This is a genomic window from Pseudomonas sp. TCU-HL1 (assembly GCF_001708505.1).
Taxonomy (GTDB): domain Bacteria; phylum Pseudomonadota; class Gammaproteobacteria; order Pseudomonadales; family Pseudomonadaceae; genus Metapseudomonas.
Genome location: NZ_CP015992.1, coordinates 1,610,013 through 1,633,371, shown reverse-complemented (window position 1 = coordinate 1,633,371; position 23,359 = coordinate 1,610,013). Strand labels below are relative to the sequence as shown.

Annotated in this window: 21 protein-coding genes; 15 read left to right on the top strand and 6 right to left on the bottom strand. The window is 64.9% G+C overall.

The features are described 5' to 3' along the window. Positions 1-63: 63 nt before the first annotated feature. Positions 64-1,032, bottom strand: a complete 969-nt coding sequence (locus tag THL1_RS07575) for a glucokinase (RefSeq protein WP_069082690.1) — start codon at positions 1,030-1,032, stop codon at positions 64-66. Next, positions 1,029-2,855 (bottom strand): phosphogluconate dehydratase, encoded by a 1,827-nt coding sequence (gene edd, locus THL1_RS07570; RefSeq protein WP_069082689.1) that lies wholly within the window; start codon positions 2,853-2,855, stop codon positions 1,029-1,031. Before edd ends, THL1_RS07575 begins: the two co-directional genes overlap by 4 nt. 399 nt (positions 2,856-3,254) lie before the next feature. Between edd and THL1_RS07565 the strand changes: the two genes are divergently transcribed. Then, entirely contained in the window at positions 3,255-3,680 is a 426-nt protein-coding gene (locus THL1_RS07565; protein ID WP_069082688.1) for an organic hydroperoxide resistance protein, read from the top strand. Between the two features lie 379 nt (positions 3,681-4,059). After that, complete coding sequence (locus THL1_RS07560) at positions 4,060-4,377, top strand: heavy metal-binding domain-containing protein (RefSeq protein WP_069082687.1); 318 nt, start codon at positions 4,060-4,062, stop codon at positions 4,375-4,377. Position 4,378: 1 nt separating this feature from the next. Here the strand turns inward: THL1_RS07560 and THL1_RS07555 are convergent, their stop codons facing one another. The 3 genes from THL1_RS07555 to THL1_RS07545 form a co-directional block, all read right to left on the bottom strand. Next, positions 4,379-5,851 carry a lytic transglycosylase F gene (locus THL1_RS07555; protein ID WP_145928271.1) on the bottom strand — a complete coding sequence of 491 codons (1,473 nt, stop codon included), beginning with the start codon at positions 5,849-5,851 and terminating at the stop codon, positions 4,379-4,381. Positions 5,852-5,884: 33 nt separating this feature from the next. After that, positions 5,885-6,709: a polyphosphate kinase 2 gene (ppk2, locus tag THL1_RS07550; RefSeq protein ID WP_069082685.1), complete on the bottom strand. Its 825-nt coding sequence runs from the start codon at positions 6,707-6,709 to the stop codon at positions 5,885-5,887. Between the two features lie 124 nt (positions 6,710-6,833). Next, a complete protein-coding gene (locus tag THL1_RS07545; protein WP_069082684.1) occupies positions 6,834-8,231 on the bottom strand; it encodes a purine-cytosine permease family protein in 1,398 nt (465 codons plus the stop codon). A gap of 348 nt (positions 8,232-8,579) precedes the next feature. Between THL1_RS07545 and THL1_RS07540 the strand changes: the two genes are divergently transcribed. The 5 genes from THL1_RS07540 (at position 8,580) to THL1_RS07525 (ending at position 12,938) form a co-directional block, all read left to right on the top strand. After that, positions 8,580-9,065: a flavin reductase family protein gene (locus THL1_RS07540; RefSeq protein ID WP_069082683.1), complete on the top strand. Its 486-nt coding sequence runs from the start codon at positions 8,580-8,582 to the stop codon at positions 9,063-9,065. Between the two features lie 432 nt (positions 9,066-9,497). Beyond that, entirely contained in the window at positions 9,498-10,541 is a 1,044-nt protein-coding gene (locus THL1_RS07535) for an LLM class flavin-dependent oxidoreductase (protein WP_069082682.1), read from the top strand. Between the two features lie 68 nt (positions 10,542-10,609). Further along, positions 10,610-10,768, top strand: a complete 159-nt coding sequence (locus tag THL1_RS30275) for a hypothetical protein (RefSeq protein ID WP_177343819.1) — start codon at positions 10,610-10,612, stop codon at positions 10,766-10,768. Positions 10,769-10,893: 125 nt separating this feature from the next. Continuing rightward, positions 10,894-11,580 carry a cysteine hydrolase family protein gene (locus THL1_RS07530; protein WP_069086442.1) on the top strand — a complete coding sequence of 229 codons (687 nt, stop codon included), beginning with the start codon at positions 10,894-10,896 and terminating at the stop codon, positions 11,578-11,580. A 5-nt stretch (positions 11,581-11,585) separates the two neighbouring features. Further along, on the top strand, positions 11,586-12,938 hold the full coding sequence (locus tag THL1_RS07525) for a purine-cytosine permease family protein (protein ID WP_069086441.1): 1,353 nt from the start codon (positions 11,586-11,588) through the stop codon (positions 12,936-12,938). 223 nt (positions 12,939-13,161) lie between these two features. Here THL1_RS07525 and THL1_RS07520 read toward each other — a convergent pair whose 3' ends face one another. Further along, the gene (locus THL1_RS07520) at positions 13,162-13,827 is read right to left on the bottom strand and encodes a LuxR C-terminal-related transcriptional regulator (RefSeq protein WP_069082681.1); all 666 of its coding nucleotides are present in this window, start codon (positions 13,825-13,827) and stop codon (positions 13,162-13,164) included. Positions 13,828-14,001: 174 nt separating this feature from the next. Here THL1_RS07520 and THL1_RS07515 point away from each other — a divergent pair, with 174 nt between their 5' ends. The 8 genes from THL1_RS07515 to THL1_RS07480 all read left to right on the top strand — a co-directional run bounded on the left by THL1_RS07515 (position 14,002) and on the right by THL1_RS07480 (position 23,284). Next, positions 14,002-14,529 (top strand): dimethylamine monooxygenase subunit DmmA family protein, encoded by a 528-nt coding sequence (locus THL1_RS07515; RefSeq protein WP_069082680.1) that lies wholly within the window; start codon positions 14,002-14,004, stop codon positions 14,527-14,529. Further along, a complete protein-coding gene (locus THL1_RS07510) occupies positions 14,526-15,455 on the top strand; it encodes a PDR/VanB family oxidoreductase (protein ID WP_069082679.1) in 930 nt (309 codons plus the stop codon). Before THL1_RS07515 ends, THL1_RS07510 begins: the two co-directional genes overlap by 4 nt. A gap of 17 nt (positions 15,456-15,472) precedes the next feature. Then, positions 15,473-16,489, top strand: coding sequence for a heme-dependent oxidative N-demethylase family protein (locus THL1_RS07505; RefSeq protein ID WP_069082678.1), 1,017 nt, complete (start codon positions 15,473-15,475; stop codon positions 16,487-16,489). Positions 16,490-16,531: 42 nt separating this feature from the next. Continuing rightward, positions 16,532-17,662 carry an aminomethyltransferase family protein gene (locus THL1_RS07500; protein ID WP_069082677.1) on the top strand — a complete coding sequence of 377 codons (1,131 nt, stop codon included), beginning with the start codon at positions 16,532-16,534 and terminating at the stop codon, positions 17,660-17,662. A 21-nt stretch (positions 17,663-17,683) separates the two neighbouring features. Beyond that, entirely contained in the window at positions 17,684-18,553 is an 870-nt protein-coding gene (gene purU, locus THL1_RS07495; protein WP_414703728.1) for a formyltetrahydrofolate deformylase, read from the top strand. Then, complete coding sequence (gene folD / locus THL1_RS07490) at positions 18,550-19,461, top strand: bifunctional methylenetetrahydrofolate dehydrogenase/methenyltetrahydrofolate cyclohydrolase FolD (protein WP_069082675.1); 912 nt, start codon at positions 18,550-18,552, stop codon at positions 19,459-19,461. Before purU ends, folD begins: the two co-directional genes overlap by 4 nt. Then, entirely contained in the window at positions 19,458-20,828 is a 1,371-nt protein-coding gene (locus tag THL1_RS07485) for an NAD(P)-binding domain-containing protein (protein ID WP_069082674.1), read from the top strand. The genes folD and THL1_RS07485 overlap by 4 nt, the downstream gene beginning before the upstream one ends. A 110-nt stretch (positions 20,829-20,938) precedes the next feature. Next, positions 20,939-23,284: a DUF1989 domain-containing protein gene (locus THL1_RS07480; RefSeq protein WP_069082673.1), complete on the top strand. Its 2,346-nt coding sequence runs from the start codon at positions 20,939-20,941 to the stop codon at positions 23,282-23,284. Positions 23,285-23,359 lie beyond the last annotated feature (75 nt).

The following is a 23,359-nucleotide window of genomic DNA, read 5'->3' as shown; positions in this document are numbered from 1 at the left end:
CAGCCGGTAGGATGGGTAGAGCCTGGGAAACCCATCACTCGGACCGATGGGTTTCGCTAGGCTCTACGCCATCCTACGAAACAGCTCCTGCTGAAGGGCGACGCCCGCCCCTTCCAGGCCGGGGTACTCGGCCGTCACCAGCCATACCGGAATGCCTTCGAAGTACCCGCTCATGCAACCCTTGCTGGCGAAGGCGCGGGCGAAGCCGCTCTTCTGGAAGAACGCCGCGAAGCGCGGCACCACGCCGCCGACTATATACACGCCACCACGGCCGCCAAGGGTCAGCACGTTGTTGCCGGCCACCCGGCCGAGCCAGCTGCAGAACAGCTCCAGCACATCGATGGCCAACGGGTCTCCGGCCAGGGCCGCAGCGCTCACTTCGGCGGGCGAGGCCAGGCGCGGCGCATGGCCGTCAACCGCACAGACGGCGCGATAAAGCTGCAGCAGGCCGTTGCCGCTGAGCACGCTCTCGGCGCTGACATGGCCGAGCTGGTCGTGCAATTGCTGCCAGAGGGTCGCTTCGCGCAGGTTGCCCAGCGGCAGGTCGACATGCCCACCCTCCCCCGGCAAGGCCTTCCAGCGTCCTTCACCCAACGGCAGCAAGGTGCCGACGCCAAGACCGGTGCCCGGGCCGATCACCACCGCCGGGCTATCCGGGTCGGCGACGCCGGGGCAGACCTGCAGCTTCTCGTGCTCGCGCAGGCGGGTCATGCCCAGGGCCATCGCGGAGAAATCGTTGATCAGCAGCAGCTCGTCCACCTGCAAGGTGCGGCAAAAGGCCGAGCGGCTGAGGCGCCAGTGGTTGTTGGTGAAGCGGAAATGCTCGCCACCCACCGGGCCAGCGACTGCCAGGCAGACTGCGCCCAGGCTGCCTCCCGCCAGGCCGAGCCCGGCCAGGTAGTGACTGATCGCCTGTTCCGGCCCGGCGAAGTCGGCGGTGGCCAGCACGCGCACCGACTCCAGTTTTTCGTCGCGCCACAGGGCGAAGCGCGCATTGGTACCACCGATGTCTCCAACCAGCGCCAGCTTCACTTCAGGCGCTCCAGGTTGCGAGTGAAGGCGCTGGCGCCCTGCTCGGCCGTGCTGAAGGATTCGCGCATGAAGGCGAACAGCTCGCGGCCGGTGCCGACATTGGCTTCGAGGTCCCACGGCGCCAGTTCGCGCGATGCAAACTCGGCGGCGTCCACCAGCACTTCGAGGGTGCCGGTAGTGCCGTCCACGCGCACCAGGTCGCCATCGCGCACCCGCGCCAGCGGGCCGCCGTCGAAGGCTTCCGGGCAGACGTGGATGGCTGCGGGAATCTTGCCCGAGGCACCGGACATGCGCCCGTCGGTGACCAGTGCGACCTTGAAGCCGCGGTCCTGCAGCACACCAAGGAAGGGGGTCATCTTGTGCAGCTCGGGCATGCCATTGCTGCGCGGCCCCTGGAAGCGCATTACCGCCACCAGGTCGCGATCCAGCTCGCCGGCCGTGAAGGCATCGGCCAGGGCCTGCTGGTCATGGAAGACCCGTGCCGGCGCTTCCACCACCTGATGCTCGGGCGCCACGGCGGACACTTTCATCACACCGCGCCCGAGGTTGCCTTCCATGACCCGCAAGCCGCCCTCTGGCGAGAAGGGCCGTGCCACCGGGCGCAGGATGCTGTCGTCGAGGCTGGCCGCCGGACCTTCGCGCCAGACCAGCTTGCCGTCGTCGAGGAAAGGCTCCTGGGTGTAGCGACGCAAGCCACGGCCCATGACGGTGTTGACGTCTTCGTGCAGCAGGCCGGCATCGAGCAGTTCGCGCACCAGGAAGGCGACGCCACCGGCGGCGTGGAAGTGGTTGATGTCGGCCTTGCCGTTGGGATAGACGTGAGCCAGGGTCGGCACCACTTCGGAGAGGTCGGCCATGTCCTGCCAGGTGAGCTGGATGCCCGCTGCCTGGGCAATGGCCGGCATGTGCAGGGTGTGGTTGGTGGAGCCGCCGGTGGCGTGCAGGGCCACGATCGAGTTGATCAGCACGCGCTCGTCGACGATCTCGCCAATGGGCAAGAACTGGCCACCCTGCTTCGTCAGGCGCGTGGCCTGGCGCGCCGCTTCCACGGTCAGCGCCTCGCGCAACGGGGTATTCGGATTGACGAAGGAGGCGCCCGGCAAATGCAGGCCCATCACTTCCATGAGCATCTGGTTGGTGTTGGCGGTGCCGTAGAAGGTGCAGGTGCCGGGGCTGTGGTAGGCCTTCATTTCCGACTCCAGCAGCTCATCGCGGCTGGCCTTGCCTTCGGCGTAGCGCTGGCGCACATCGGCCTTTTCCTTGTTCGACAGGCCAGACGGCATGGGACCGGCAGGCACGAAGATCGACGGCAGGTGGCCGAAGCGCAGGGCGCCCATCATCAGGCCGGGGACGATCTTGTCGCAGATACCGAGGAACAGCGCCGCGTCGAACATGTTGTGGGACAGCGCCACGGCGGTGGACATGGCGATCACTTCGCGGCTGGCGATACCCAGCTCCATGCCCGGTTCGCCCTGGGTGACGCCGTCGCACATGGCCGGCACGCCACCGGCGACCTGCCCTACCGAGCCGATGTCACGCAGGGCCTGGCGGATCTTCTCCGGGTAGTCCTCGTAGGGCTGGTGGGCCGAGAGCATGTCGTTGTAGGCGGTGACGATGGCCACGTTGGCCGAATCCATCAGGCGCAGGCGCTGCTTGTCACCGCCCCCGCAACCGGCCACCCCGTGGGCGAAGTTGGCGCACTGCAGTTTGCCGCGCTGCGGCCCGTCGCTGGCCGCCTTGTGAATCATCGCCAGGTAGCGCTCGCGGGTAGCTCGGCTGCGTTCAACCAGGCGCTCGGTTACCTCAAGTACGCGGGGATGCATGGATTCGACTCCAGGTAGCGGGTGAATTTGTTTTTATATAAACCACAATACTGCAACAAACCACTTAAATTCACTAGGCAATACACAATATTTTGTTATTGCAACAACATAATCAAGGGAACCCGCTCTTATTCATATAGACCATCGCCTCGGTTGGCGGCACGCAGCATAACGCCGGGCCGGCTCCGCTACCTATCCCACTCATGGCGCATTCCAGCGGCTTATGACCACAACACAGCGGCGTTAGCGCGAAATACTCTAATAAATAACTTGCGCACAAAATAACACAGCAGTAACTTCTGCCTCGTTGATTTGATTAGCGCACAAAACATTAGTGAACAAGTAAACACCCACTGACGTACACCACAGACTCGAAACCCCACTGAAAGGAAAACCATCATGAGCATCGAAACCGTTCTCTACCGCGCCTCTGCAGAAGCCACCGGCGGCCGTGAGGGCCGCGCCATCTCCTCCGACGGCGTACTCGACGTCAGCCTGACCACCCCGCGTGAACTGGGCGGCGCCGGCGGCGAAGGCACCAACCCCGAGCAACTGTTCGCAGCCGGTTACTCGGCCTGCTTCCTCGGTGCCCTGAAGTTCGTCGCCGCCCGCGACAAGCACAAGCTGCCGGCCGACACCTCCATCGAAGGCATCGTGGGCATCGGTGCCATTCCCACCGGCTTCGGCATCGAGGTGGAGCTGCGCATCGACATCCCCGGCCTGGACCACGAGGAAGCCCGTGCCATCGTGGACAAGGCCCACATCGTGTGCCCCTACTCCAACGCCACCCGCGGCAATATCGACGTGACCCTGACGCTGGTCTGAGTCGCGCTAGGAACAAGGGCGGGCCTCCCGAACGGGGTGCCGCCCTTTTCTTGTTGGAGCGATTCCAATCACGAATGAATTCGCTCGCAAGGCAGTCCGACGCCAGCAGCGAGGCGGCCGCAGACCCCACCGAATACCGCTGGTGCGCGCAGCGCACCCTACGGGTTCCCCATCCCCTCACGGGTGTTTCACGTCGTTCAGACCGCCCATCGTGGGGTGCTCTGTGCGCACCGACACAGCGTCAGCAGCAAGACAGCCGCCATTGTTTCGGGTCGTGCAAGGCGCCGGTTTCAACGAAGCACCTGGTAACGGCCCCGTGCATTGATCCCCTCGAATCGCTCCTACAATGAACCTCTCTTTCCCCCACCCAGGAGCCCCCATGATCCTCTCCACCACCCCCACCCTCGAAGGCCGGGCCATTCGCGAGTACAAAGGCATCGTGGTCGGCGAAGCCATTCTCGGTGCCAATGTGTTCCGTGACCTGTTCGCCGGCATCCGCGACATCATCGGCGGACGCTCCGGCGCCTACGAGAAGGAACTGGCCAAGGCCCGGGAGATCGCCTTCGAGGAATTGTCCGAGCGCGCCGAGAAGCTCGGCGCCAATGCGGTAGTCGGCATCGATATCGACTACGAGGTGGTCGGCCAGAACGGCAGCATGCTGATGGTGAGCATCAGCGGCACCGCCGTGGTGATCTGACTCAGCCCCCCTTGGCCCGCAGCCGCTGTTTTTCCTGCGCCAGCTTGTAAGCCACGTAGTACTTGTAGATGTTGCCGACGTAATCCACCGTCTCGCGACCGACAATGCGCGCGGCGGCCTGTTCGACGTTGCCGAACCAGATGTTCTTGTCCAGGCCCGACTTCTCCGCCAGCCGGCGGAACTTGCGCAGGTTGCCGGGGCCGGCGTTATAGGCGGCGAACGACATCAGGGTGCGATTGAGCTTCGTCAGCTCGGGATCGTTCAGGTACTTGTCGGCGAGCAGGCGCATGTACTTGCTGCCGGCCTCTATGTTGCGATCCGCGCTCTTGTCGATCCCGCTGATTCCCACGCCGGGGTCGGCAGCGGTGCTGGGCAGCAGCTGCATGATCCCGACTGCGCCGCGATGGCTACGCGCATCCTGGTTGAGCTGGGATTCCTGGAAGCCCTGTGCCATCAACATCAGGTAGTCGAAGTCGTAGGTCGTGGCGTGCTTTTCAAAAAAACCGACCAGTTCGGCAAAGCGCTTCAGCTCCTCTTCCGTGGTGGCGTTGTAGAGCGCCTTGCTGTTCTTCACGTACTTTTTGTGAAGGATGTTGCCGAAGGTGGTGCCGATCTTGTGGGTCTTGGCAAACCCAGACAGCACGTCCAGGAACGCCGGGCTGTCCTTGCGTACCGCCCAGGCAAACTCGGAATCGTCACGGATATAGAACGCGTCATGGATCACCAGGCTCTCGAGCATCGGGCTCCAGGCTTCGGCGATATAGCGATCGACCACTGTGGCATTGACCAGGCCGACATTGACCATCTCCAGAATGTCCTCGGACTCCAGGTTTTCGTCCGCCGGCCTGATCTGGATGGGTGCCAGCCCTTTCTGCCGGAAGCTTTCGTTGAGTTCGGTAAGGTGCTCGAAATAGCTGCTGGAGGGACGCACCATCACCTCCATTCCGGCCATGTCCTCCAGTTTCTCGACCTTGGCAGCGTTGGGCCCGGTGACCAGCGCCTCGCGGATGCCCTTGGCAAAGGGCTCGGCGAAGTCCACCGTTTCCAGCCGTTTGCGGGTGATGGTCAGGCCGCCGGCGGCAATGTCGCCGACACCTTCGACCAGCTTGGGAAGCAACTGGTCGCGAGCCGTCGGTATAAACAACACCCGCCACTTCAGCGACTTGCTCTCGAACGGATAGCGCTGGTTCAGCCAGGACTCCAGGGCCTTGCCCAGCTCGTAGCTGATCCCCTGCTGGCGACCGCGATCCACCGCGTAGAACGTCTTGCTGTAGGGCACCAGGATGCGCACCAGGCGACTCTTGCGCATCCCGTCGAAATCGACCTTCCGGGCAGGTGGCACCGGCAAGACCATGGCGTCCACTTCCGCTTCCTCTGCGGCGCTCAGCTCGACGCTGGGCAAGTCCTGCGCCCAGGCGGCCGGTAACGAAACAGCCAGGACCAGAAACAGGTAAAGCCAACGGTTCGCCTTCATGGTGTTCACCCCGCGGGAGGGAAAACGGCGATATCAGAAGCGCTCCTCGACCATCCTGAAGGGGTAAGGGGCCGCCTTGTACTTGCCCAGCTTGCCGCGCTTGGGCAGCTCCACTTTCTGGTCGTGGGTCAGGTCCTTGTAGGGAATCTGCTTGAGCAGGTGGCTGATGATGTTCAGCCGCACGCGCCGCTTGTCTTCCGAGTTCGCCATGTACCAGGGCGCCCAGGACGAATCGGTGGCGGCGAACATCTCGTCGCGGGCGCGGGTGTAGTCGTCCCAGCGGGAGTAGGACTTGAGGTCCATGGGCGACAGTTTCCAGATCTTGCGCCCATCGTCGATGCGGTCCTTGAGTCGGCGGGCCTGCTCCTCGGCGCTGACTTCCAGCCAGTACTTGATGAGGATGATCCCGGACTCGACCATCATCTTCTCGAACAACGGGGTCACGGCGAGGAACTTCTTCGCCTGCTCCTCGGTGCAGAAGCCCATCACCCGTTCGACGCCGGCGCGGTTGTACCAGCTGCGGTCGAAAATCACGACCTCTCCGGCAGCCGGCATATGGGTCAGGTAACGCTGGCCGTACATCTGGGTCTTTTCGCGGTCGGTCGGAGCCGGCAGCGCCACCACCCGGAACACCCGTGGGCTGACCCGCTCGGTAATGGCCTTGATGGTCCCGCCCTTGCCGGCGCCATCACGCCCCTCGAAGATCACGCAGACCTTGAGCCCCTGTGCCACTACCCACTGCTGGAGTTTCACCAGCTCCACATGCAGGTGCTTGAGCTCCTTCTCGTACTCTTTGCGGCCCAGGCTCTCGTGCTTGACCGCCTCGCTGGCGGTCGCCTTCTTCTTGTTCTTTGTCATGATCAGCTCCGTTCGGAGAACCCCAATCCATACAAGCTAGCTGACCGCGAGCACCTTGCCCGAAAAGCAGAACGCCCCGGCCTGCCGGGCAGGTCGGGGCGCTCCTGAGGGGTAACTCAGCCGGTTATTCGGCCAAGCTGAGATCGCCAGTCGGCTCCGCCTTGCTGCGGGTGGTCAGGCAGTAATAGAGCGGGCCGGTCACCAGCAGCCCCGCCAACCAGGACAAGTCCACGCCCTCGATATAGTTGGCGTAGGGACCGACATAGAGCGCGGTATTGGCGAACGGCAGCTGCACCAGGATGCCGATGAAATTGGCGGTGATGGCGTGGGGATTGAAGCGCCCGTAGATGCCGCCATCGGCCTTGAAGATCGAGGCGATGTCGTACTGGCCGCGCTTGATCAGGTAGAAGTCCACCAGATTGATGGTGGCCCAGGGCACCAGGACCAGCAGCAGCGCGAGGATCAGGCCGATGAAGTGGGAGATGAAGTTGGCCGAGGCGCCCAGGGCCATGACGCAGCAACCGGCCAGCACCAGGGCCGACAGCACCACACGCACGCGGATGCTCGGCGTCCAGCTGCCGGCGAAGGTCTGGATCGAGGTGACGATGGACAGTACCGCGCCATACAGATTGAGGGCGTTGTGGCTGATGATGTTGAGCAGGAACAGCACCATCAGCAGCGGCCCGAGCACTCCGGTCGCCTGCTTCACCGCCGCCATGGCTTCAGTGCCTTCCGGAGTTGCCAGCACGGCCACCGCGCCGAAGCTGAAAGACAGGATGGTGCCCAGGCAGGCGCCGAAATAGGTGGCCCAGAACGGCTTGGCGATGCCGATGCTGGCCGGCAGGTAGCGGGAGTAGTCCGAGACGTAGGGCGAGAAGCTCAGCTGCCAGATGATCCCCAGGCAGATTGTCGCCAGGAAGCCCGACAGATTGTAGCCGCCACGACTGAAGAAATCGGCCGGCAGCTCACTGCAGAAAATGGTGATGAAACCGGCCAGCAGCGCGCCACCCATCACCCAGGTGCCGATGCGGTTCAGGGTGTGGATGAAGCGATAGCCGATCACGCCGATGGCAGTGGCACTGATGGCACCGATGATGATGGCCGCCGGCAGCGGCACGGTGGGGGCGATGCCGTGGATCGACTCGCCCGCCAGGACGATGTTGGAGATGAAGAAGCCGACATAGATGACCGCTGCGAACAAGACGATCAACAGCGCACCGTAGCGGCCGAACTGGCCCCGGCTCTGGACCATCTGCGGAATGCCCATCTGCGGCCCCTGGGCCGAGGCCAGGGCAATGAAGACACCGCCGATCATATGCCCCAGCACGATAGCCAGCAGGCCCCAGAGCAGGTCGAGGTGAAACACCTGGACCACCATGGCCCCGGTGACGATCGGCAGTGGTGCAATGTTGGTGCTGAACCACAGCGTGAACAGGTCGCGTGCCTTGCCATGGCGCTCGGCGGGCGGCACGTAGTCGACGGTATGGTTCTCGATCAGCGTCTGCTGGGAATTCTCGGACATCGTCTTGCCTTGCTTATTGTCTTTTTAGAAAAGCCACGAAGGGTCGCAATCGGGCTAGATAGCAACGGCGCAGGCCACCCGAAAGCGAACACCATATTATGGTATTCCAAGACTCAGACAAGGATTTTTTGAGCGCCTATCTGTACTGAAAACGCGCCGCAGGATGGCTGAAACGTTCAACCTTATTCCGCCAAACTCCCGTATTACGTGGCCTGCAGCGTTCATCACGACGTTCGTCGGGCAGCAGGAGGGCGCAAAAAATACCACTTGCATTGAGAGTATTACGGTATACCATCAGACACAGATGCGCTGCCGGTCGCAGCCACTTGCTCCCGATAGGTACCCGAAATGATCGACACCAATGCCTACAAACAAGTCATGGGCTCCTTCCCTTCCGGCGTCACTGTCATCACCACCCTGGATGACGACGGCCAGATCGTCGGGCTGACCGCCAGCGCCTTCAGCTCCCTGTCCATGGACCCGGCCCTGGTGCTGTTCTGCCCCAACTACAGTTCCGACTCCTATCCGGTGCTGATCAAGAGCAAGCGTTTCGCCATCCACCTGCTTTCCGCCGACCAGCAGGGCGAGGCCTACGCCTTCGCCAAGAAAGGCAGGGACAAGGCCCAGGGCATCGACTGGACCCTGAGCGAGTTGGGCAACCCGATCCTGGCCAAAGCCACCGCCATCATCGAATGCGAGCTGTGGCGCGAATACGAAGGCGGCGACCACGCCATCCTGGTAGGCGCGGTGAAGAACCTGATCGTCCCCGAGCAGCCTGTGATCCCGATGATCTACTGCCGCGGCAAGATGGGCGCGCTGCAGGCCTTCGCCTGACATCGAGTCGATGTGTGCTTTGATTCCCGCCCCCTTGATTGGGGGTTTTTTTATGGCGCGGGAAAAGCTTCGCGAGCAGAGCTCGCTCCTACGAAGGAGGCCGCAGGCCTCCCGTAGGTTGGTGCGGGCGGCGTTCCGCTAGAGCGAAGCGAAACCCAACGATTCCCGGTCGGGCTGTGCCTTGGCTTTCCTTCCATCTCCCAGAGGGCGCCGGGTACCGAGTCATCCGGTGATCCCACCTTGTTCAGCCGGGCACCTATCGGAAAGACTTGCAGACATTCCATATTATGGTATACCAATGTTCAGCGATCCGCTCCGCCTTGTGTGAGGCGTCTGCCGACGCAGCGGAATCCAGAACTATCGAGGCGCAGTGCACGCTTCGCCGAACCGGCCACTCCGGGGCCGAACAGACACAGGTTTGAGGAAAGCATCATGAAATTTTCGTTGTTCGTGCATATGGAGCGGTATGACGAGCAGATCAGCCACCGCCAGCTGTTCGAGGATCTGACCGAACTGACCCTGATGGCCGAGGCCGGCGGATTCAGCACCGTGTGGATCGGCGAACACCACGCGATGGAATACACCATCTCGCCGAGCCCGATGCCCCTGCTGTCCTACCTCGCCGCGCGCACCAGCACCATTCGCCTGGGCGCCGGCACCATCATCGCGCCCTTCTGGCACCCCATCCGCGTCGCCGGTGAGTGCGCCCTGCTGGACGTGATCAGCAACGGCCGCATGGAAGTGGGCCTGGCCCGTGGCGCCTACCAGTACGAATTCGACCGCATGGCCAACGGCTTGCCCGCCACCGCCGGCGGACAGTACCTGCGTGAGATGGTGCCGGTGGTGAAGGCCCTGTGGCAGGGCGATGTCGCCCACGATGGCGAAATCTGGAAGTTCCCCACCTCCACCTCCTCGCCGCGTCCGATCCAGCAGCCGGGCCCGCCCGTCTGGATCGCCGCCCGCGACCCGGACTCCCACAACTTCGCCGTGGCCAACGGCTGCAACGTGATGGTCACCCCGCTGATGAAGGGTGACGAGGAAGTGGTCGACCTGAAGAACAAGTTCGAGGCTGCCCTGGCCAACAACCCGGACGTGCCGCGCCCGCAACTGATGGTGCTGCGCCACACCCACGTGCACAGCGTGGACGACCCGGAAGGCTGGAAGGTCGGCGCCGCCGCCATCTCGCGCTTCTACCGCACCTTCGATGCCTGGTTCGGCAACAAGGAAACCCCGGTCAACGGTATCCTCCAGCCGAGCCCGGAAGAGAAGTTCAAGGACCGCCCGGAGTTCGAGCTGGAGAACATCCGCAAGAACACCATGATCGGCACCCCGGAAGAAGTGATCGCCCGTATTCGCCATTACCAGGAACTGGGTGTGGACGAGTTCAGCTTCTGGGCCGACAACAGCCTGTCCCATGCCGAGAAGAAGAAGTCCCTGGAACTCTTCATCAAACACGTGGTGCCGGCGTTCCGCTGATCTATGCTGCAGGCGGCCGGGTCGGGCGACCCAGCCGCCCTTCACCAACCCACAGGTGGTCGAACGCCATGCACAAGACTGGCCTCACCCTCTGCTTCCGCAAGCCACTGCCCGGGGCAGCCATGGCCTACCTGCGCGGCAAGTGGACGCCCGCCCATCTCTTCCTCAAGCGCTTGCGCTCCTCCGTTACCGCCAAGCAGAACGGCTTCTGGCAGATAGTCCGCTGACCAACTCTCACCGCTGAAATTCGCCTGCGTCCGACGCTTCTCCGCTCGACCGAGGTGCCTCCGTGCGCCTGGCCGATGCTGCCCGTCGCCGCGCACTCATGGCCGAACAACAACAAGAGTTGCTCATGAACACAGACAAAGCTTTCCTGGTCATCGACATGCAGCAGGAGGAGGGTTTCCCCCTGCATGGCTTTGATCGGGTTATCCACAACAACGCCCGCCTGCTGGATGCGTCCCGGCATGCAGGCACCCCCATTATCTACACCCGCCACATCAACGCGGCGGACGGCAGCGACCTGCCACCCGGCGAGCCGCTGGACAGCGCCGGACGCCCGGCCAGTTACCGCGCCGGCACCCGCCAGGTGGAGATCATCGAGCGCCTGGCACCCCGCCCCGGCGACCGGGTGATCGACAAGCCGCGCTACAGCGCCTTCCATCGCACGGAGCTCGACCAGCAGTTGCGGGCGCTCGGCGTGCGCCGGCTGATCGTCACGGGTGTGCTCACCGACGCCTGCGTGCTGGCCACGGTGCTGGACGCCTTCGCCCTGGGCTACCGCGTCGACCTGATCGCCGACGCCTGCACCAGCACCACGGAAGCCGCCCATAACGCCGCCCTGCTGATCATGGCCAACTGGGTTTACGCCCTCGAACTCTTTTCCACCGACCAGTACCTGAACGCACTGAGCGGCGAGCCGCACCAGTCCTGCCGCTCGAGCGAACCGGACCAGTTCGCGCACCGCCCCGAACAGTTCGTCGCCACCATCGCCCGTCTGCAGTCCGCCCTCGGCCTGCCGCGCCAGGAACAGGAGTGATCGCCATGCACGTCGAGAAAAGAAGCATCGACTTCATCCCCGAAAACGAGCGCCATGGCCAGCCGGGTTCGTTGTTCTACATCTGGTTCGGCGCCAACATGAACATCACCACCATCGCCTCCGGCGTGCTGCCGGTGGTGATCGGCCTGAACCTGTTCTGGAGCGCCGTGGCGATCATCCTCGGCTCGCTGATCGGCGCCCTCTTCATGGCCTCGCACTCGGCCCAGGGGCCCAAGCTGGGTATCCCGCAGATGATCCAGAGCCGCGCCCAGTTCGGCGTGATCGGTGCGGTGCTGCCGCTGCTGTTCGTGATGCTCATCTACCTGGGTTTCTTCGTCAGCAACACCCTGCTGGCGGCCCAGGCCATCGAATCGGTGAGCCCGCTCAGCGGCAACGGCAACATCTACCTGATCAGTGCGCTGTGCTTTTTGGTGGCGCTCTACGGCTACCGCCTGATCCACCGCTTGCAGAAGGTGTTGTCGCTGCTGTCGGTGCTGGTCTTCCTGGTCGCCACCGCGCTGGCCCTGGGCCTGCCGATCCCCGAAGGACAGTGGTCGCCGGCGGGCTTCTCGTTGTCGAAGTTCCTGGTGGCGGTGAGCATCGCGGTCACCTGGCAGCTGTCCTACGCCCCCTATGTCGCCGACTACTCGCGCTACCTGCCGGGTAACACGCCGATGTCGCGGGTGTTCTGGTTCAGCTATGCCGGCACCGTGGCCGGCGGGGCCTGGATGATGATCCTCGGCGCCGTGCTCAGCGTGGCCATCGGCGGCTTCTCCGATAACGTCGGCCGCCACCTGGCGCTGCTGTTCGGTAGCGCCACCCTGCCGCTGTTCGCCTTCATCCTCTACGGCCAGGTGGCGATCAATGTGTTCAACCTCTATGGCGCATTCATGTCCACGGTCACGGTGATCGAGCCCTTCGCCCGCCTGCGGGTGACGCCACGGGTGCGGGGCCTGTTCATGCTGGCCATCAGCGTGATCGCCACCGCGCTGTGTACCATCAGCCAGGACGACTTCATCACCTACTTCCTGAACTTCATCTTCTTCATGAGCTACTTCCTCATCCCGTGGACCGCCATCAACCTGGTGGACTACTACTGCCTGAGGAAAGGCGACTACTGCGTGGCGGATATCTTCGACCCGGACGGCCGCTACGGCCGGGTCAACCTGGTGGCCTGCGGCAGCTTCCTGCTGGCGATCCTGCTGGAGATTCCGTTCATGAACACCACCCTCTACGTCGGCCCCATCGCCAACGCGCTGGACGGCGTCGACCTGGCCTGGGTGGTGGGCCTGCTGGTGCCGGCGCTGACCTACTACTGGGCGATGCGGCGCAGCCTGGCGCGCCAATGCCCTGCCTAGGCACGGCCCCCCCCTCCCAAGGGGAGAGGGGGGACTCTCGGCCCACCTCCAGGCAGCAACGTAGGATGGGTGGAGCTTGCGATACCCATCGCCCCTCCGCCGATGGATATCGCTTCGCTCCAGCGGAGCGCCGCCCGCCACACCCTACAAAAGCGCCCCTCGTGCACGTCTTGCAGGCCGCAGGCCTGCCGTAGGTTGATGCACAGAGCACCCTACCGCACCGCTAGCCCCGCATCTCGAAGATCGCCCCCTCGATCCCCAGCACCTCGCCTGAACTGGAGTAAACACCCACCCCGGTTTCCCAGACGTTCTTGATGCGCCCGTCGGCGCAGCGGATGCGGTAGCTGAGCTGGTAGGGCTCGCGCTTGAGCAGCGCGCATTGCACGCAGTACCAGATGTAGTCGGCGTATTCGTCGAGGATCAGCGAACCGTAGCTGTGCTCGGGGTCGCGAGTCAGGTACTCGGCCGTGTAGCCGGTGAGGGTCAGGCAGCCGGCGCTGACGTATTCCATGTACCAGGTGCGGTCGTTGTCGCCCCGGTAGATCAACCCCGGCAGTTCATCGAGCAGCCCCGGTACGGGCGGAATCGGTGCAGCCGGAGCCGGGCTTGCACCTTCGCTGGGCAACGACACATCGTCCGCCGTGCGCCAGGAGGCGCCACTGCGGTGGACGCGGGTAGCCAGTTCCAGGCGCGAATTGAGGCGGAATTTGCGCAGCAGGTTGCGCACATAGATCTTCACCGTGCCATCGCTGATACCCAGTTCACGGGCAATCTGCTTGTTGCTGAGCCCCGTGGCGATCAACGCGAGGGTCTGGCCCTCGCGCTCGGTCAACTCATCCCGGGCGGGCACTGACGGCACGGCGGTCAGTAACAGGCTGGCGTTGTTCATCCCTCTCCTCCTCCGGTGCTCGCCTCTGGGTTGGCAGGTTCCCGGAAGCAGCAACTTCCATGCCTTGGCAAGGGCACTACCCCTTTTGGCATATCTCCTCGTGCGGATTGAGCGCCGATTCCCAAAGAGAAAATATTTTCTCCACGAGGAAACAGGCGAATCCGCGAGGACACCATGAGCACCACTGCAACCGACCACCCCTTCAGCGTGCCGCGCTACCCCAGCGGCCAGCCGAGCCTGACAGCCAACGCGCACCTGCTGGTGACTCAGGGCACTGGACGGGATGACTGCGCCGCCCTCACCGCGCAACTGGGCAAGGCCCGGCTGACGCACCTGGCCCTGCCGGACTTCCCCAGCCTCGCCGCCCTGCAGCTGGCCCTCAATGCGCAACTGAAGGACGCCCGCGTCGGCCTGCGCCTGGACCTGCGCGGCGACGAAGCCTTCGTCTGGCCGCTGCACGCCCTGGCCCGCAGCGCCGGCCTGCAAGTGGATGAAATCCTCGTGAGCAGCAACCCGGAAGGCACCCGCCGGGTGTTCTGCGTGCACTGCGCCACCTGCCAGCCGGCCAGCAGCGCCGATCACCTCACCTGCACCCAGTGCGGCGTGGTGCTGGAGGTACGCCGCCACTTCTCCCAACGCCTGGGTGCCTACCTCGGCGTCTGCGCCAATGCCGACCAGCCCTATCAGGAGGTCCTGCCATGAGCCCGCTGATCGATGTCCGCGTCGCCGCCATCCGCGAGCTGACCCCCGTTATCCGCGAATACAGCTTCGAGCCCGTGGCCGGCGCGCTCCCGGGCTTCTCGGCGGGCAGCCATGTGCAACTGCACCTGCCCAATGGCCGACGCAACGCCTACTCGCTGCTGGGCGACCCGGCCGACACCCGCCAGTACCGCATCGCGGTGCGCCACCAGGACGCCTCGCGGGGTGGCTCGCGCTACCTGCACCAGCGCCTGGAGGTCGGCGACCCGCTGCGCCTCTCGCCACCGGCCAACCTGTTCCCGCTGCATGGCGAGGCGCGCCAGCACCTGCTGGTGGCCGCCGGCATCGGCATCACCCCCTTCATCGCCTACAGCCGGGAGCTGCTGCGCCGGGGTGCCGACTTCGAGTTGCACTACGCCTACCGCACCGGCACCAGCGACGCCTATGTCGGCGAACTGCGCCAGTTGCTCGGCCCACACCTGCATGAATACCAGGGAGGTGTGCGCCGGCTCGACATCGCCGCCCTGCTCCAGGGGCGCGCCCTGGGTGCCCATGTCTACGCCTGTGGCCCGCAATCCCTGCTGCTGGACCTGCAGGAACAGGCCGCCGCCCAGGGCTGGAGCCCGCGCCGCGTGCACTGGGAAGCCTTCGCCGCGCCCGAGCCCGGCCAGCCATTTCGCGTCGAGCTGGCGCGCAGCGGCCAGCAACTGGAAGTGGGCCCTGACCAGAGCCTGCTGGAAGCCCTGGAAGCGGCCGGTGTGGACGTGCCCAACCTCTGCCGGGGCGGGGTCTGCGGCCAGTGCCAGACACCCTGGCTGAAAGGCGACGTGGAGCACCGCGACCACTTCCTCAGCGCCGATGAACGCTCCAGCAGCCTGATGCCCTGCGTCTCGCGCGGCTGCGGCAGCCCGATCCTGCTCGATATCTGAACTCCGGAGACGCCCCCATGACCCTGACCTTCAAGCCGCTGCAGACCTACCGGGACGACTTCAGCTTCCGCAACAGTCCGGCCGCCATCGCCCGTTTTCCCTTTCCGTTCCCGGAAGACCAGTACCTGTACTCGGTCAACCTGGAGCCGGCGGTGTCGCGCGATCCAGGCTCGGTGTTCGAGCACAGCTTCGACGTCGATGAGCACTACGTCTCCGAGATGGCCGAACGCGCCCGCGTGCTGGAACTCGACCCCGACCGCTGCCTGGTGATGCCGCACATGGCCCAGGCCGCATGGGACACGCTGGAGATGCTGATGGAGCACCTCGCCCACGATTACCCGCAGCACTTCCGTCTCTCGCGAAATGGGGACGCCTGGCACTGGCAGAACCTGGCGCTGGGCATCGACCAGCACTTCATCTACGGCGACCCGGCCACCCTGCCCTGCGAGCCGCTGGAGTACATCACCCGGCAGATGCAGGGTGACTTCGCGGTGCTCGACCAGCGCGACGGCGACCTCTACATGGACGCCGGCATGGTCACCTGCCCTGCCGACTGGTCGCTGCGTTTCGACGCCGGCATGAGCTTCAAGCAATGGCATTCGCCGGTGCCCATGGCGCACCAGATGGGCGTGTTCGACCGCGCCCTGAAATACCTGCTGAACATCCAGGTCGGCCACCCGGTGCGCCGCCTGAACTGGACCCTGACCATCAACCCGCGCCTGGACACCTCGCCCGAGACCTACCACGAGTGGGGCAACGATCGCGGCAAAGTCACGCCGGAGAACGTCGGCCGCCTGGTGCACTTGCGCGTCGAGCTGCAACTGATGACCCGCCTGCCGCGCTCCAACGCGCTGCTGTTCGGCATCCGTACCTACCTCATCAGCATCGATGAACTGGTCAGCAACCCGGCCTGGGCGCAGCGCCTGCACCGCGTGATGCGCGACCTGCCCGATCCCATCGCCGACTACAAGGGCATCACCCGTTACCGCCAGACGCTGGTGGACTGGCTGCGCCGGTTCGATCCCGAAGCCTGAGCGTTCACCCCGACCGAACAACCACGACAAGAGGACTTTCCCATGGCTAATTCATGGCGCATCAGTGCGCTCCGCGAACGCCACCTGGCACTGGGTTCAAACCTGGAAGACTGGAACGGCATGGGCACCGCCTGGACCTATGCCAGCGATCTCGCCGACCACCACGAGGCCATCCGCACCCGCGCCGGATTGATGGATGTGTCCGGCCTGAAGAAGGTGCACTACGTCGGCCCCCACGCCGAAAGCCTGCTCGACCATGCCACCACCCGCGACATCAGCAAACTCTATCCCGGCAAGTCGGTGTACGCCTGCATGCTCGACGAGGACGGCAAGTTCATCGACGACTGCATCGTCTACCGCACCGGTCCCAACGCCTTCATGGTGGTGCACGGCGCAGGCTCGGGCCACGAAGTACTGATCCGCTCGGCCCAGGGCCGCCAGGTGGCGGTACTGTTCGACGACGACCTGCACGACCTTTCCCTGCAAGGGCCGAAGGCCGTCGACTTCCTCGCCGAGCACGTACCGGGCATCCGCGACCTGCCCTACTTCCACCACATGCAAACGAAGCTGTTCGACCGCCCGGTGATGATCTCCCGTACCGGCTACACCGGCGAGCGCGGCTACGAGATCTTCTGCAAGGCCGCCGATGCCCCGGCCATCTGGGACGGCATCCTGTCCAAGGGCAAGGACCTCGGCATCATCCCCTGCGCCTTCACCGCGCTGGACTGGCTGCGGGTGGAGAGCTACCTGCTGTTCTTCCCCTACGACAACTCGCAGATGTACCCCTTCGCCGACCAGAAGGCCGGCGACACCCTGTGGGAACTGGGCCTGGACTTCACCGTGTCGCCCGGCAAGCAGGACTTCCGTGGCGCCGGTGAGCACTACCGGCTCAAGGGCCAGGAACGCTTCAAGATCTTCGGCGTGCTGCTCGACGGCCATGTCGCCGCGCAGAACGGCGACACCCTCTGGCACGACGGCCGCCAGGTCGGTGTCATCACCTGCGCCATGTACTCGCGCCTCACCGACCGCTCCATGGCCATCGCCCGCGTCGAGCCGCAGATCGCTGAACAAGGCGTGCCCCTGGACGTGCGCGGCAGCCTCAGCGTGAAAGCCATCGCCCACACGCTGCCGTTCGACGACCCCGAGAAGAAAAAGCGCACCGCCAAGGGCTGAGCGCGGCCGTTCCTTGCCTGCATGAGAGCAACCGACATGAATCACTACATCCTCAAGATCAGCTGCCCGGCCACCTCCGGCATCGTCGCGGCGGTCACCACCTACCTCGCCGGGCAGCAGTGCTACCTGAGCGAGCTGGCGCAGTTCGACGACGAGTTCACCGGGCGCTTCTTCATGCGCGCGGTGTTCCGTTTCAATACTGGCGCCAAGCCGGATATCGACGCCCTGCGCCAGGGCTTCGATGACGTCGCCGTGCCCTTCGAGATGGACTGGGAGCTGTTCGAAGGCAACCGCCCGATGCGCGTGCTGCTGATGGTGAGCAAGTACGACCATTGCCTCACCGACCTGCTCTATCGCCACCAGAAAGGCGAGATGGACATGCAGGTCACCGCCATCGTCTCCAACCACCTCGACCTGCGCCCGATGGCCGAACGTGAAGGCATCCGCTTCATCTACCTGCCGGTGACCAAGGACACCAAGGCCCAGCAGGAAGCGGCGCTGATGCAGATCGTCGACGAGACCCGGACCGAGCTGGTGGTGCTCGCGCGCTACATGCAGATCCTCTCCGACGACCTGTGCAAACAGCTGTCTGGTCGCGCCATCAACATCCACCACTCGTTCCTGCCCGGCTTCAAGGGCGCCAAGCCCTACCACCAGGCTTACGAGCGTGGCGTGAAGCTGATCGGCGCCACCGCCCATTACGTGACCTCGGACCTCGATGAAGGCCCGATCATCGAGCAGGAAGTGCAGCGCGTGGATCACGCCTACCTGCCCGACGACCTGGTGGCCGTGGGTCGTGACACCGAAACCGTGGCCCTGTCCAAGGCGGTGAAATACCACCTGGAGCACCGGGTCTTCCTCAATGGCGACAAGACGGTGATCTTCCGATGAGCGCCGCCCTGTCCCCCACACTCATCGATGGCAAGGCGGCGGCCGCGCGGGTGCTCGCCGAAGTCGGGAACGACGTCCTTACCCTCAAGGCCAGCGGCATTGCCCCGGCCCTGGCCGTGGTGCTGGTCGGCCAGGACCCGGCCAGCCAGGTCTACGTGCGCAACAAGGTGCTGCGCGCCGAGGAATGCGGCATCCGTTCCCTGGAACACAAGCTGCCAGCGGAGACTGAAGAGTCCGAGTTGCTGGCACTTATCCACAGCCTCAATGCCGACGCCGGCGTGCACGGCATCCTCGTGCAGTTGCCGCTGCCGGCGCATATCGACGAAACCCGTGTCCTCCAGGCCATCGATCCGCTGAAGGATGTCGACGGCTTCCATGCCGAGAACGTCGGCGGCCTCAGCCAGGGCCGCGACGTGCTCACGCCCTGCACCCCGGCCGGCTGCCTGCGCCTGTTGCAGGACACCTGCGGCGACCTCGCCGGCCAGCACGCGGTGGTGATCGGCCGCTCCAACATCGTCGGCAAGCCCATGGCCGCCCTGCTGCTCAAGGCCCATTGCTCGGTGACCGTGGTGCATTCGAGAAGCGCCAACCTGCGAGAACTCTGCCGCCAGGCGGACATCGTCGTCGCCGCCGTTGGCCGTCCGCGCCTGGTGGATGCCGACTGGCTGAAACCCGGCGCGGTGGTGATCGACGTCGGCATCAACCGCATCGAGGAAGGCGGCCGCTCGAAGCTGGTGGGTGATGTGGACTTCGACTCCGCCCTCACCCGCGCCGCCGCCATCACCCCAGTGCCCGGCGGCGTCGGTCCCATGACCATCGCCTTCCTGATGAAGAACACCCTGGCCGCGGCGCACCTCCAGCACCCGGCCGCCGGCCTGCCCCAACCTTCCGTGGAGAACCCAGCATGAAACAACGAGTCGCCATCATCGGCGCCGGCCCCTGCGGCCTCGCCCAGTTGCGTGCTTTCCAGTCGGCCCATGCCAAGGGCGCCGAGATTCCCGAACTGGTCTGCTTCGAGAAGCAAGCGGACTGGGGCGGCATGTGGAACTACACCTGGCGCACCGGCCTGGACGAGCACGGCGAGCCGGTGCACGGCAGCATGTACCGCTACCTCTGGTCCAACGGGCCGAAGGAATGCCTGGAGTTCGCCGACTACAGCTTCGACGAGCACTTCGGCCGCCCCATGGGCTCCTACCCGCCCCGCGAAGTGCTCTGGGACTACATCAAGGGCCGTGTGGAAAAGGCCGGCGTGCGCCCCTACATCCGCTTCAACACTACGGTGCGTGGCGTGACCTGGGACGCCGCCAGCGGCACCTTCGAGGTCACCGCCCACAGCTACGAGAAGGACCTGACCTACAGCGAAACCTTCGACTACGTGGTAGTCGCCAGCGGCCACTTCTCCACCCCCAACGTGCCCTACTTCGGGGGCTTCGAAAGCTTCGCCGGCCGCGTGCTGCACGCCCACGACTTCCGCGACGCGCTGGAATTCAAGGGCAAGGACGTGCTCATCGTCGGCGGCAGCTACTCCGCCGAAGATATCGGTTCGCAGTGTTTCAAGTACGGCGCCCGCACCATCACCAGCTGCTACCGCAGCGCGCCCATGGGCTACAAGTGGCCGGAGAACTGGGAAGAGAAACCGCTGCTCACCCATGTGAAGGGCAGCACTGCCTTCTTCGCCGACGGCAGCAGCCAGCATGTTGACGCCATCATCCTCTGCACCGGCTACAAGCATCATTTCCCCTTCCTGCCGGAAGCGCTGCGCCTGAAGACAGGCAACCGCCTCTGGCCGCTGAACCTCTACAAGGGCGTGTTCTGGGAGCAGAACCCGAAGCTGGTTTACCTCGGCATGCAGGACCAGTGGTACAGCTTCAACATGTTCGACGCCCAGGCTTGGTATGCCCGCGACGTCATCCTCGGCCGCATCGCCCTGCCCGAGCAGGCCACCATGCACGCCGAAGACCTGGCCTGGCGCCAGGAAGAGGAAACCCTGGAAACCGCGCAGGAAATGTTCGAGTTCCAGGGCGAGTACATCCGCCAGCTCATCGAGGCCACCGACTACCCGAGCTTCGACATCGCCGAGGTGAACCGGACCTTCCTGCAATGGAAGCAGGACAAGTACGAAAACATCATGGGCTACCGCGACAAGTGCCACCGCTCGCTCATCACCGGCACCCTGGCCACGCCCCACCACACACCCTGGCTGGAAGCGCTGGACGATTCGCTGGCAGCGTACCTGGCTGATGGTCCGCTGCCCGCCATCAAAGCCGTGGGTTGAAACCGTACCCGTAGGGTGCGCTGCGCGCACCGATGGATGGCCCTCGAATGCCACGGCTATCGGTGCGCACGGCGCACCCTACGGAACGAATCCTTGCGTGGAGCCATGACATGAACCTGCCCGTGATATCCCGGCCGCTGGAGCCGGCCCTGTTCGCCCGCGCCCCGGGCCTGGAACGCCACCGTGTCGCCCCCGCCGGGCTGACCGTCGTGGCCCTGGAAGCGGGAGACCGTCTGGAGGTGATCGACCTCGAAGGCGACCAGGCCGCCGAGCTGTTGGCCTTCGCCGGCAACGGCCGCGCGGCGCTGGCCGCCCTTGGCCTCACCGCCAGCCCCGGCGCCGACTTCATCGCCCACCTGCTGCATGACGGCAGCCCGGAGGCCGCCCATGTCAGCGCTGGGCTGGTGCGGCGTGGCATCGATTGCCGCCACCTGCCGCCTGCCGCGCGACTCTGGCAACCCGGCACGCCCGCCGGCTTCAGCCGCCGATTCAGTGCCAGCGAAGCGCTGCTGGTGATAGTCGCCGCACCGGGCGGCCAGACGCCAGTAGACAGCCAGTCTCGCGCCAGCGATCTGCGCCTGTTGATCCACCGCGCCAACCCGCGCCGTGTGCTGGCCCCGCCGCTACCGGCGCCGCTGGGCGAACTGGTGGATGAATTCACCATCACACCCGGCACCGCGCGGGACTATGTCGTCGGCGCCGGCCAGTACATCCAGGTGTTGGATGTCGCCGGACGCCAGTGCTCGGACTTCGTCGCCTTCGACCGCCGTGGCCTGGACGCCGGCCGCGAGATCGACCTCGATCCCACCGTCACCCGCACCCTGAACGGCAACGCCTATCCCGGCCCTGGCCTGTTCAGCCGCTTCTTCGACCGCAACCTGCAGCCGATGCTGGAAGTGGTGCGCGATACCGTTGGCCGTCACGACACCTTCGCCCTGGCCTGTACCGCACGCTACTACGAATCCCAGGGCTACTTCGGCCACGCCAACTGCAGCGACAACATCAGCCGCGCCGTGGCGAAGTACGGCGTGCAAGGCCGCGCCGGCTGGCCGGCGATCAACTTCTTCTTCAACACCGGGGTGGACGCACACCAGCACCTGACCCTCGACGAGCCCTGGTCGCGCCCCGGCGACTACGTACTGCTGCGGGCCATGACCGACCTCGTCTGCGCCAGCAGCTCCTGCCCGGACGACATCGATCCGGCCAACGGCTGGCAGCCCACCGACATCCACATCCGCGTGTATTCCGAACAGGAGCGTTTCAGTATCGCCATGGCCACTCGCAAGACACCCGACGCCGACCCGGTGCTGACCCGAGAGAGCGGCTTCCACCCCGGCACCTCCAGCCTCACCCGCCAGTTCGTCGACTACCGCGGCTTCTGGACGCCGATCCAGTTCGACGGCTACGGCACGGTCGAGGAGTACCACGGCTGCCGCGAGAAAGTGGCGGTGATGGACCTGTCCGCCCTGCGCAAATTCGAAGTGCTCGGCCCCGACGCAGAAACCCTGCTCGACCACTGCCTGACCCGCGACGTGCGCAAGCTCGCGGTCGGCCAGGTGGTGTACTCGGCCATGTGCTTTGATCACGGCGGCATGCTCGACGACGGCACGCTACTTCGCCTTGGCGCCGATGCGTTCCGCTGGATCGGCGGTGAGGACTATGCCGGCGTCTGGCTGCGTGAGCAGGCCGAAAAGCTGGGCATGAAGGTGTGGATAAAAAGCGCCTCGGAGCAGATCCACAACATCGCCGTACAGGGCCCGCTGGCCCGCACCCTGCTGAAAGACATGATCTGGACGCCGGGCACTCAACCAAAACTGGAAGACCTCGGCTGGTTTCGATTCCTCGTCGGCCGGCTGGACGACTACAACGGTCCGCCACTGATGGTGTCGCGCACCGGCTACACGGGCGAGCTGGGTTACGAAATCTGGTGCCACCCCAGCGACGCCATGAAGGTGTGGAAGCGCCTCTGGCAGCTCGGCGAACCGTTGGGGCTGGTGCCGCTGGGCCTGCACGCGCTGGACATGCTGCGTATCGAGGCCGGGCTGATCTTCGCCGGCTACGAATTCAGCGACCAGACCGATCCCTTCGAGGCCGGCATCGGCTTCTGCGTACCGTTGAAGACCAAGCAGGCCGACTTCATCGGCAAAGACGCCCTGCTGTGCCGCAGCGCCCATCCGCAACAGCGTCTGGTGGGCCTGGAACTGGATGGCAACGAACCGGCCGCCCATGGCGACTGCGTGCGCGTCGGCCGTGCCCAGGTCGGGGTCGTCACCAGCGCCACCCGCTCGCCGGTGCTGGGCAAGAACATCGCCCTGTGCCGGCTGGACATCGGCTACTGCGAACCGGGCACGGCGGTGGAAATCGGCAAGCTCGACGGCCAGCAGAAGCGCATTCGCGCCCGCGTGGCCGCCAGCACCGTGGCCTATGACCCGGAGAAGACCCGCGTGCGCAGCTGATGCGGTACTTGGAGAGGGATTTGCTAGGGAGTCCTGCAAGTCCCTCCCCCGTCCATAGCCAAGGAGAATCGGCCA